Origin of the sequence: Moraxella equi (assembly GCF_002027555.1) — a bacterium.
GTDB classification, from domain to species: Bacteria; Pseudomonadota; Gammaproteobacteria; order Pseudomonadales; family Moraxellaceae; genus Moraxella; species Moraxella equi.
Map to the genome: position 1 here is coordinate 1 of NZ_MXAP01000115.1, position 9,859 is coordinate 9,859.

At 33.3% G+C, this 9,859-nt stretch carries 13 protein-coding genes; 10 read left to right on the forward strand and 3 right to left on the reverse strand.

Going from position 1 to position 9,859, the window contains the following annotated elements; translation table 11 throughout:
- Positions 1-237: 237 nt before the first annotated feature.
- Positions 238-390: a type II toxin-antitoxin system RelE family toxin gene (locus B5J93_RS14425; RefSeq protein ID WP_420811409.1), complete on the reverse strand. Its 153-nt coding sequence runs from the start codon at positions 388-390 to the stop codon at positions 238-240.
- Positions 391-516: 126 nt separating this feature from the next.
- The gene (locus B5J93_RS10740; protein ID WP_079326370.1) at positions 517-753 is read right to left on the reverse strand and encodes a type II toxin-antitoxin system Phd/YefM family antitoxin; all 237 of its coding nucleotides are present in this window, start codon (positions 751-753) and stop codon (positions 517-519) included.
- 135 nt (positions 754-888) lie between these two features.
- Between B5J93_RS10740 and B5J93_RS10745 the strand changes: the two genes are divergently transcribed.
- The 9 genes from B5J93_RS10745 to B5J93_RS10785 all read left to right on the forward strand — a co-directional run bounded on the left by B5J93_RS10745 (position 889) and on the right by B5J93_RS10785 (position 8,138).
- Positions 889-1,059 carry a ribbon-helix-helix domain-containing protein gene (locus tag B5J93_RS10745; protein ID WP_079326371.1) on the forward strand — a complete coding sequence of 57 codons (171 nt, stop codon included), beginning with the start codon at positions 889-891 and terminating at the stop codon, positions 1,057-1,059.
- A gap of 96 nt (positions 1,060-1,155) precedes the next feature.
- Positions 1,156-1,467, forward strand: coding sequence for a hypothetical protein (locus B5J93_RS10750; protein ID WP_079326372.1), 312 nt, complete (start codon positions 1,156-1,158; stop codon positions 1,465-1,467).
- 5 nt (positions 1,468-1,472) lie between these two features.
- The gene (locus B5J93_RS10755; RefSeq protein ID WP_079326373.1) at positions 1,473-1,796 is read left to right on the forward strand and encodes a type II toxin-antitoxin system RelE/ParE family toxin; all 324 of its coding nucleotides are present in this window, start codon (positions 1,473-1,475) and stop codon (positions 1,794-1,796) included.
- Between the two features lie 817 nt (positions 1,797-2,613).
- Positions 2,614-3,885, forward strand: a complete 1,272-nt coding sequence (locus tag B5J93_RS10760; RefSeq protein ID WP_158080736.1) for a replication initiation protein — start codon at positions 2,614-2,616, stop codon at positions 3,883-3,885.
- Between the two features lie 52 nt (positions 3,886-3,937).
- Positions 3,938-4,306 carry a hypothetical protein gene (locus B5J93_RS10765; RefSeq protein WP_079326375.1) on the forward strand — a complete coding sequence of 123 codons (369 nt, stop codon included), beginning with the start codon at positions 3,938-3,940 and terminating at the stop codon, positions 4,304-4,306.
- Positions 4,307-4,347: 41 nt separating this feature from the next.
- The gene (locus tag B5J93_RS10770; protein WP_079326376.1) at positions 4,348-4,821 is read left to right on the forward strand and encodes a hypothetical protein; all 474 of its coding nucleotides are present in this window, start codon (positions 4,348-4,350) and stop codon (positions 4,819-4,821) included.
- Positions 4,818-5,405, forward strand: a complete 588-nt coding sequence (locus tag B5J93_RS10775; RefSeq protein WP_079326377.1) for a hypothetical protein — start codon at positions 4,818-4,820, stop codon at positions 5,403-5,405. The genes B5J93_RS10770 and B5J93_RS10775 overlap by 4 nt, the downstream gene beginning before the upstream one ends.
- Before the next feature lie 129 nt (positions 5,406-5,534).
- Positions 5,535-7,259 (forward strand): type IV secretory system conjugative DNA transfer family protein, encoded by a 1,725-nt coding sequence (locus B5J93_RS10780; protein ID WP_079326378.1) that lies wholly within the window; start codon positions 5,535-5,537, stop codon positions 7,257-7,259.
- 3 nt (positions 7,260-7,262) lie between these two features.
- On the forward strand, positions 7,263-8,138 hold the full coding sequence (locus B5J93_RS10785) for a hypothetical protein (protein WP_079326379.1): 876 nt from the start codon (positions 7,263-7,265) through the stop codon (positions 8,136-8,138).
- A 612-nt stretch (positions 8,139-8,750) separates the two neighbouring features.
- On the opposite strand, the gene B5J93_RS10790 is transcribed toward B5J93_RS10785, so the two are convergent.
- Positions 8,751-9,371, reverse strand: coding sequence for a Uma2 family endonuclease (locus B5J93_RS10790; protein ID WP_079326380.1), 621 nt, complete (start codon positions 9,369-9,371; stop codon positions 8,751-8,753).
- Positions 9,372-9,655: 284 nt separating this feature from the next.
- Between B5J93_RS10790 and B5J93_RS13840 the strand changes: the two genes are divergently transcribed.
- The coding region (locus B5J93_RS13840; RefSeq protein WP_211278882.1) for a hypothetical protein at positions 9,656-9,859 on the forward strand (204 nt) is incomplete at its 3' end.

Below are 9,859 nucleotides of genomic sequence, written 5' to 3' on the forward strand. Positions count from 1 at the left end.
TGGGTTCGGTTGGTATACAACACCGCCTAAACGAAGCAAACGAACGCATACGCACCCAAGAGAAGCAAATTTTTGAACTACTAGCAACAATCAAAGACCTTTCCCAAAGCGTAAAATTACTTGAAACGCCACAGCCACGCAAAAAATTTTTAGGAATTTTTTAAACAAAAAAACGCTTGCAAAATCGCAAGCGTTTTTAATTACAACGTAATTACATTATAATTACTTTTTTCTTAATTATAGATTTTCAAGATTTTTGTAAACTTCATCATCATTGCGTTTTCCAACTCTCAAAATATGGATTTCTATCACATCTTCAACAATTTGAAAAATTATGCGATATTCGCCACTTTTTGCCCGTCTTAGGCGTGGAAATCCGCTTAATTGCACCGTTGGAACTTGTGTGGGGGTCTTGTGCCAACAAGTCAATTTTTTTAACAATTTGGCGAGCGTGTTTTTGGGGAATGCTATCTAAAAAATCTTCAACCCCTTTGGCTAAAATTATTTCGTATTTCATTAGCGGTATTTATCAAGAATGGCTTTACTTTGTTCAGCCGTATGCAAGCCCAATTCTTTGGACTTTGTCGCCAAAATGCCGTCTATGTAGTCTTCTAAAACTTGGGGCGACATCATCAGGCTAACCACACGCCCCCTACGAGTTACGGAAATCATTTCTTTTTGCGACTTGTCTATAACCGCCCCAAAATTGTTTTGAACTTCTGACGAAGTCAAAGGCTTGTTAAGTGTGAGCATAAGATTTTCCAAAATAAAAATAATTATAGCTATTTTATCCATTTTAGCTATTTCGTCAAATAAAAATTAAAAATTGATTTGTACTAAAAAATGCAGTATAATGTATTGCAAATTTTAGTACAAAAAGGGCGAACTATGAGCCAAAAACCAAAGAAACAAACCTCTATTACTTTTCGGATTGACGAAGACCTTGCCAAGCAGTTCAAGGAAATTGCAGAAGATAACAACCGCACCCAGTCGTTGTTACTTCGTGATTTTGTGATTGAATACATCAAAAAGAACCGCCAAAGTAGTTTAAAATTTTAGGTTTTTCTAAAAATATTTGATTTTTCTAAAAAAATTGATAGAATATTAAAAGTTAATAACTTTTAATAATTTTTAATAACTATGAGTAACACAGCTATGCCACACCTAGCAACCACCCCAAAGCCCCAAAAAGAACGCTTATCACTTGTTTTGGACTTTGACAAAAAACAAGCCTTAACCGAAATCGCCCAAAAACAAAACCGCTCATTAAATTTTGTGGTGCTTGAAATGATTGAAAAATCTTTGCAAGAAGCACAGGAAGAAGCGGAGTATCAAAGTTATATTGAAAACCGTGTAATGCGTGCATACAACGAGATGAAAGAAAACGGCTCACAGGGCGTAAGTAGTGCCAAAGCCAAAGAAATCGTAATGCAAAGAGTAAGAGAAAGATTAGAAAATAATAAGTAAATCCTATGAATAACATCACTTACACGGTGGTTTATGAGCCACGAGTTTTGGACGCATTAACGGAAATTTCTTTTTACTATGCAGAAAAAGGCGGTCAAGAACTAGCTGATAAAATGTTTGATAACATCGTTATGCAGTTGGACAAGTTGGAATTTATGCCCTTTGGTTGCCAAAAAACCGATTTTTGTGAAGAAATTAGACGAATGGTTATTAAAACACCGCCTTACCTTGCTTACTACACCGTTGCAGAAACACAAGTACGAATTTTGGAACTGGTTCACGCTTCCAAAGACCAAGATTTAATCCGTCAAAAATACGAAAATTTTTAAATTTTTCAAAAACACGCAAAAACGCCCATTTTAGGGCGTTTTTTGTTTGGGTGGTACTAGGTAGCACCCCACCCACCAGACCCACCTTAAAACGCACGCTAGACCCCTTAAAACGCATTTTATAAAAGCCACCCACCGCCAAAAAATCGGGCGGAATTTTTTTAAAATTTTTTAAAAATTCCTTTGGTTTCTAAGTCAAAAAATTCAGTTTTTCAAAAAATGCGTTTTAAGGGGGTTTTTAGCGTTGTTTTGGGGTGGGGTGGTGTCTTTGTACCTTTTTGCTTCTAAAATGCAAAATAGGGCGGTTTCTGTGCGTTTTAGAGCGTGTTTTGTTTGCTACCTGTGATTTTATTTTCAGAAAATCCATTTTTTGCCAAAAATTTTCAAAAAATCAATCAATTTTTGATTTTTAATTAAAAAAATTAAAAAAATTAAAAAAAACAACAACAAAACAAAAATTTTTAAAATTTTCGCTTATATAATTTAAATACAGTAAGTTGTTGTTTTTTATATATAACAACTTTATAATATATTTAGGGGCAAATTTTTTTTGCAAAATTTCCTTTAAAATCAATGCGTAAGCCTGTGGAAAAAAAGTTTAAAGGTGTAGAAATTGCCCCCCCCTATGGTGTAGAAATTGCCCCCCTTAAACTTGAAAGGTGTAGAAATTGCCCCCCCTATGGTGTAGAAATTGCCCCCCCTATGGTGTAGAAATTGCCCCCCTATGGATAGGATAATAGTGTAGAAAAAATAACTTGACTAACTACACTTTTTTTATAAAATGCTTATATTATTATTTGTTTTTTTGCTTAAATCTATGGAAAATAAAGCCGTCCAAAGGGTTAAAACCCCCCAAGAACTCATACACATCAAACACGCCATTTCAGAACGCCAGTACAAATATTGGTTTATTTTGATTAAGGTTTTTCAGGAGTTTTTACTCAATGACATAAAGCCCAATGAAAAGGGGTTTTATAGTGTGCCAGTTGCTGAAATCAATAAAATGATGGGTTATGAAGTCAAAAAACAGCATTTAAAAGACGATTTAACCGCATTGACCACAACAGGCATAGCATTTAATTATTTAGAAAAAAATGGCAAAGAAGTTTTTTACGGAGCATCTTTTTTATCTGAATTTAAACTATATAGCAAAACTTTAAAGTTCAGATTACCCAGTTTTATTCAAGATGTTTTAGAAGGAAACGAGGACATTAAAAAAATGTTTTTGGTTATGGATTGGAATATTTTTAATTCATTTAATGGAAAATATGAAGCCATAATTTACAAGCTATGTAAGGACTATATTGGTTTTGGCAAAACAAAATACTTCACGATTGAAGCGTATAGGGATTATATTGGATTAAAAGATGATGAATATAATGAATTTAAGGCTTTAAATCGTTGGACGATTTCAAAGCCAATAGAAAATATCAATAATAATGAGTTATCCGATATTATTGTAAGGGTTGAATTTAAAAAGCAAGGACGTAAGGTTATAGGGTTGCATTTTCAAATGGAGTATAAAAGAGATATTCCATTTGAAAAATTAACACCTGAAACCAATCCAGTATTTGAAAAATCTTTGATAACCATTACACCAATCAAGCAACAAGAATATTTGCAAAAATATTCAGAAGACCAAATCAAAGCCATTGTTGATTATGTGAACGCCCAAAATGAACAAGGCAAAATCAAGAATTTAGGGGCTTATTACCATAAAGCATTTTTGAACGGCTGGGGACTTGAAAACTTTGAAGCGGAGCAAAAAGCAAAGGCGGAAGAAGAAGAGAGAAAACGCCAAGCCAAAGCCAAGAGAGAAGCTGAACTAAAAGCACAAAGAGAAGCCGAAGAAAAAATAAGAAAAGAAGAAGAATTTAAAAATTATTGTATTGACTTATTCTTTAAATTATCAAAAGAAGAACAAAAAGAAATACTTGATGAAGCAGAAAAAAGGCTACTAGAACAAAAACAAAATATTGTTTTAGGTAGTTTTAAGACAAAGAGAGAAAAAGATATTGAAAATATTTGGACTTTTAGTTTCAATTATATTCAACTAAAAGCAATTTTAAAAGAAAAAAATATGATATAATTTATATCATATTCAACACTTAACAACCTTAACCATTAAGAGAGTAAATTTTATGAAAACCTATACCCTTACAGAAGAAGAACTTGAAATTGAAAAATGCCGTGAAGTTCTATTAAGTAAAATAGAACATATTGAATATATCACGGCTGATTATCTTTCAAAAAAGTACCACAAAAAGATATATGAATTAGAGCCATTTGCAAAATTTTTTTCTTTTTATTGGGCTTATACTGGAAAATATTTTTTTGAAAAAAAATATAACTTCAATACCAAACAATATGAAGAAGTCAGCGATGATTATATTAAAAAATTTGAAAAATTAGTAGATAAAAAATTCAAAGCATTTATTAAAATTATTGAAGTAGAGAATTATTGGAAAGATGCTCATAATCTTGATTATATTAGTCTTTATGATTATTAAGAGACACCATCAAATAAAACTATTTATAGGAGTTTTTTAAGATGTTTTTAAGCAAATTAAAGGCATTTATTATTGTATATATTATTACTTATGTGATTTTATGTTTGCTTTTTTCTCTGCAAGGAATAAGTGAATTTATGTTTATTTATGCGTTATTTAGTGCATTATTTTTATGTGTTTTTCCTTATAAGTTGGGTTTAGGCGAAGCCATACAGAGACACTTTGATAATAAATATTATATCAAACAAGATGAAATAAATTTCAAAAAAAATTTAAGGCGTGAACTTGAAAGAAAAAGGGCTTTATCTCAAATTGATAATGAAAATTTGCATTATCAAAATCAATTAAGAATTGAATATATTGCCCAAGTTGCCCAAATTCAACTACAAAGCCAACAGTATTTAGCTAATATGTATCAAAAGGCGATTATTAACAATAGCACCAACAATGAATTAACCGCCCAAAAGCAGTTATTAGAACTTGAAGCAGAATTAAAAAAGCAGGGGTTAATATGAGCCATTTTTCCGATTATATCACCCAAAGGCGTTTGGATTTACAAACGCAAAGTCAATCACTCAATGAGCGTAAATTTGCCACAGAACAAGCAAATTTTGAAAAAAAATTACAGGCGGATTTTGAAAATGAACAAAGAAGAAATGAAGCAAATATTCAAATCGCCAATATTCAAGCCCAAAATAATTTAGAAGCAATAGCGGTACAAGGGCTATTTAATGGCTTAAATGAAACGCAAAAATTTTTTCAAAGTGAGTTTGCCAAGCAAACCGCCCACCAGTTAGAAATGCAAAAGATTTCCCACGAAACAAGGGCAACAAGTTTACTTGAACGGCTTAAAAATAATGCGGAAATCAATAGAATAAAATTGCAAGCAAAAAACCAAATAGAACAGATGATTTTGGAAAATCATTTGAAAAAAGACTTTTTAACCTTTGAAAAATATTGTCAAATATTTTTCCAGTTGTTAGAGCGTGAACTGGGATTAAATGTTTTGGAAGCGAATGCCCAAAATGTTGAAGCCTATGTGAAGCAAGCGTATGAACAACTGGGGTTAAAAAGTGGCTATTCTCCCTATGGGGAATGAGAATAGACAAAGTGAATGAATATTTCATAATAAACATTTGATTTTATTAGGTTTTTAATTATACTACTCGCTATATTATCGCTATAATACAGCGAGAAAAAGGCGAGATTATCGCAAGAGTAAAGCAAAATGAAAGAAGTTGAACACTCTGATTTTTATTGCGAATATGAATACCAATACAATTTGGATTTATTGGGGGATTTATTGGGGGATTATTTGAATGAAAATTCGGAGCGGTTTAATTTGCCAAATTTTGAAAAATTTTTATTTCAAAGAAATACACCATTAAAAAAACCTGATAAGCCAAATAAAAGTTTATTAAATTCCACCAATGAACTACAACAACAGGTATTTGATGAAGTTTATCGCCAAGCGGTTTTTGAATACAATTTAAACATTAAAACCTATGAAAAAGCCTTTTATCTTCAAGAATTTTTGAAAAAATATAAAGCCACAAAATGCGGTTACGATCACTATTTGACAGAAAATTTCAAAAATATTGCACCCTTTTTGAATCAGTCCAACAAACTACCCATAAGCGAAAATAATAGGCGTTTGCATACCTACATTACAGGCGGAACAGGAAGTGGAAAAAGTGAAGCCATAAAATCCCTAATTTGGCATTATTTAACACGAGACAAGAGAACTGGGCTTGTTTTATTATCGCCTAATGGGGAAATTTGTGAGCAAGTCGCCAAATTTTGGCTTAATCTTGAAAATAACCGCCTTATTTATATTGAACCAAATTTGGACGGCTATTTTCCATGTTTAAATCCTTTTGATGTACCAAACAAAGAAAATTTAACCGATATTGAAGCGGAAAAATACGCCGAAGCCTTTCGCTCCATTTTTGAAGAATTATTAAAGGGCGAATTTACCGCCCAAATGAACACGCTTTTAATGGCGGTTTTGCCTGTTTTGTTCAAATACCCAAACGCCAGTATTTACGATTTAATAGACTTTTTAGAACCGCAAAACGATGATAAAAACATAAATGAACAAGTGTTCAAATATGTTCAATTTGCCAAAGAAAACTTGAACAATAAGGGAATTTTAGATTTTTTGAACACACAATTTTTGTATGATAATTCATACAATCGCACAAAATCCAGTATTCACACAAGATTACGCTATTTGTTCAATTCAAGCATAATGCAGGCGATTTTTGTAGGAAAATCAACCCTTGATATTGAACAAGCCATTGAACAAAAAAAGCTGATTGTTTTTAATTTTCCAAAGGGAAAAATGCCGATTGAATACCGAATTTTGGGGCTTTTTGTGGTGGGAACGATTAAAATTATTTCGTTCAGACGAGACGGCAAGGAATTTTTTACGCCTTGCCATTTGTTCATTGATGAATTTCAAAATTTTATAACCCCCAGTTTGCAGGAAATTTTGGAAGAAAGCCGAAAATATAAACTTTATTTGACCCTTGCACAACAACAGGCAGGGGCGAGAATGGGAAAGGAATTATTTGAGAGTATTTTGGGAAATACCGCCATAAAATTAACTGGTGTTAATGGCGTGGACACCTTGAAAACACTAGCCCAAGAAACAGGCGACAGCGTTCAGAACTTGCAAGAAAATTTGAGTATTGGGCGGTTTGCCCTTTGGCAAAAGGCAAAGATTGGCGATATTCAGAAGCCCCCAATGATTATCACAATGCCTAAAAATACCCTTGATAATAGCCAAAGTATGAGCGAAGCACAATGGAAAGCCCTAAAAACCGCCCAAATTGAAGCGTATTACCGCAAAATGGGGCAATCTACCACCGAAGCCCCTAAAACGCCACAGAACCCCCAAAAACCGCAAAATTTAAGCGTTTTAGATGAATTTAACGATTATTATGGATAACTTATGACAGGTTCAATCACACCACAACAAACCGAATTTTTATACCTGCTTTCAAAAACTGGATTTTTAACCAATAAGCACCTTGAACAGGTGGATTTTGCCAAACTCAAAAACTCAAAACACTACCTAACCAAAAGGCTACTTGACGGCAAGTACATAGGGCGGTTAATGGTTTCATCAAGTTTTGGGGTGGGGCGAAAATCTATGTATTTTTTGGTTAAGAAAGGGGCGGAACTGGTTTCAGAAACCTACAATTTACCACTTGAAAGCCTATCATATAGCCCCTTAAAAGGCGGAATTTACACGGCAAACAATGGCGATGAAGTGAGCATAATCCGAGCCGATTTTATACACAAAGAAGCCTATATTTGTGCGTTTTTAGCCTTTGAAAAGTACCTAAAAAACACGGATTACGCCTTGACCGATTACCGCCATTATTACCAGTTAAAGGGCGACAAAAGCACTGCCATAAGCGTAAACGGCAAGAATGTAAGACCTGACGGCATTTGGTGGGCGACAAGCCACGAAGCAGGGGCGAAAGACTTTGTTTATGTGGTGGAAATCCACCGCCACAGCGAACGAAAGCACATAATCCGCCAGTTACGGCAACAGGTGGAAGCAATCAAAGAAAAAAGCGTTCAAAAACGCTTTGGCTTTGACCACCCTTATTTGGTGCTTTCTGTGTTTACTGGGGAAAATCTAACCGCTATGCGTGGCATTTTGGACGAACTCAAAAACACCGAAGATTGGGCGACTATTGAAAAATTTTTCTTGTTTGCACGCCTTGAAGACTTACAGGGAGATTTTTATGGGGGATTGGGGTATTTTGGGGGTAATAGGAAGCCAATACCCACCAAGATTTTAAAAAATATCCCCTAAACTCCAAAAATACTTGATTTTTGGAGTTTAGGGGGTGTAAAATATCAGCCCAATTCAGAAAATGTAAAGTTCTAAAATTTTCATCAACATAGAGAGCATAAAAGTAGTTAAAAACTCGCTTACTATGTTATTGCCACATGAAGAATGGTAATAATGGTTCACAATATGATTACAGTTGCTACTAACCGTAATGTTCGGAACAATATAAATAACTTTATTCATAATAAAGCTCCTATGTTTGTGCATAGGTGCTTTTTCGCATTTTTGCATAAAAGTCTTGACAAATCAAGGACTTAGATTACAATGCTTTTAGCACTTATGCGTGAGAGACTCGAAAACTAACACAAATCAGTGCAAGTGTTGCGTTTGGGGTATCTGACCTCCCCAAACGCAATGCGTCCTAATTTGCGGGCTATATATTAAAATATAAAACTATTAAAATCAATGATTTTATGCCCGAAATTCCCCACTTTTTTAAGTGGGTTTTTCTTTAACAGAAAATATCTTGATTTGATTTTAAAAATTGTGTACAATTTTTTGTTTTTTAATTAAAAATCCCAATCTAGTTAGATTGGGATTTTCTTATTTTAGCAAAATAAGAAAATAACTATCTTATTTTTTCTTAAAATCAACATCAGCATACAAGTCTTCAATATCAAAAGAGTAATCTATTGACTTATATTCAATTAAGCCATTAGTATAGGCTTCTTTATTCCAACCAAAAAAAATACCTCTGCGATGAATAGTAAATTCTTTTGTTTTTTGTGAAATTATTACAATTTCTTGAACAGAATGAAGATTTTTATACTCATCAATTTTCATTGATATTTCTTTTTTTGTGTTACCCGTAGAGAGAACTTCGCCAACAATTATGGGGCTTGATGTTAAAATAGCATCACCATCAATATTACAAGCAATAGAAAAATCTGGGTAACGCACCTGATTTTCTTTTGTTTGTATACCAAAATCACTGGTTCTAACCTTACAGTTAGGCATATTTTTTCTTAAAAAATGCTTCACATCAAGGCAGTTTGATGAAATCAAACTATGATTGGAAGTACCGCCAGTCATAGGCACAATAAACCCATCAATAAGCTCCACTCGTTCATTTGGATTATTTTTAATATAATTCACAAATTCAACAACGGTTAGTCTTTGGTTTTTTTGTGCTTCCGACAACTCTCTGTTAGAAGTAGTACCCAACATTGAAATATTTTGTGATAATGTAGTCATTTCATATACTCCTATTTTGATTGATAGAAAAATACTACATTTTTATTATACACATTATAACAAAAAGTCAATCCCATTTCTCAACTTTATTTTGCAATAAGCATTTGATTTTATTTGAATTTTTTGTACAATGTCCAACAATACAACTTCATACACTATAAAACACCACTATGAACATATCACAAGCAAGCAAACAATGGGGCGTATCACGAAGCACAATTTACGCCAAAATAAAGGCGTGAGAACTCACAAAGACCCCACAAGGCGAGATAGACCCAAGCGAGATGATACGAGTTTTTGGACACGCCAAACAAAATCGTACACCGTCCAAAATACAACAAAGTACACCCAAAAACAGTCAAGAATACACCTTACTTGAACAAACCTTACAGTTTGAACAACAACGCACAAAAGACCTATACCAACCGAACTTAAAAACTACCACACAACCACATAAAATAAAAGAACAACTTATCAATACAATCCAA

Bases quoted from the DNA above. Each gene is read 5' to 3' on its own strand.
- B5J93_RS10760 (WP_158080736.1), top strand. From the start codon at position 2,614: ATGGAAAATAAAGCCGTCCAAAGGGTTAAAACCCCCCAAGAACTCATA.
- B5J93_RS10745 (WP_079326371.1), top strand. From the start codon at position 889: ATGAGCCAAAAACCAAAGAAACAAACCTCTATTACTTTTCGGATTGAC.
- B5J93_RS10755 (WP_079326373.1), top strand. From the start codon at position 1,473: ATGAATAACATCACTTACACGGTGGTTTATGAGCCACGAGTTTTGGAC.
- B5J93_RS10780 (WP_079326378.1), top strand. From the start codon at position 5,535: ATGAAAGAAGTTGAACACTCTGATTTTTATTGCGAATATGAATACCAA.
- B5J93_RS10790 (WP_079326380.1), bottom strand. From the start codon at position 9,371: ATGACTACATTATCACAAAATATTTCAATGTTGGGTACTACTTCTAAC.
- B5J93_RS10785 (WP_079326379.1), top strand. From the start codon at position 7,263: ATGACAGGTTCAATCACACCACAACAAACCGAATTTTTATACCTGCTT.
- B5J93_RS10770 (WP_079326376.1), top strand. From the start codon at position 4,348: ATGTTTTTAAGCAAATTAAAGGCATTTATTATTGTATATATTATTACT.
- B5J93_RS10740 (WP_079326370.1), bottom strand. From the start codon at position 753: ATGCTCACACTTAACAAGCCTTTGACTTCGTCAGAAGTTCAAAACAAT.
- B5J93_RS10765 (WP_079326375.1), top strand. From the start codon at position 3,938: ATGAAAACCTATACCCTTACAGAAGAAGAACTTGAAATTGAAAAATGC.
- B5J93_RS10775 (WP_079326377.1), top strand. From the start codon at position 4,818: ATGAGCCATTTTTCCGATTATATCACCCAAAGGCGTTTGGATTTACAA.
- B5J93_RS10750 (WP_079326372.1), top strand. From the start codon at position 1,156: ATGCCACACCTAGCAACCACCCCAAAGCCCCAAAAAGAACGCTTATCA.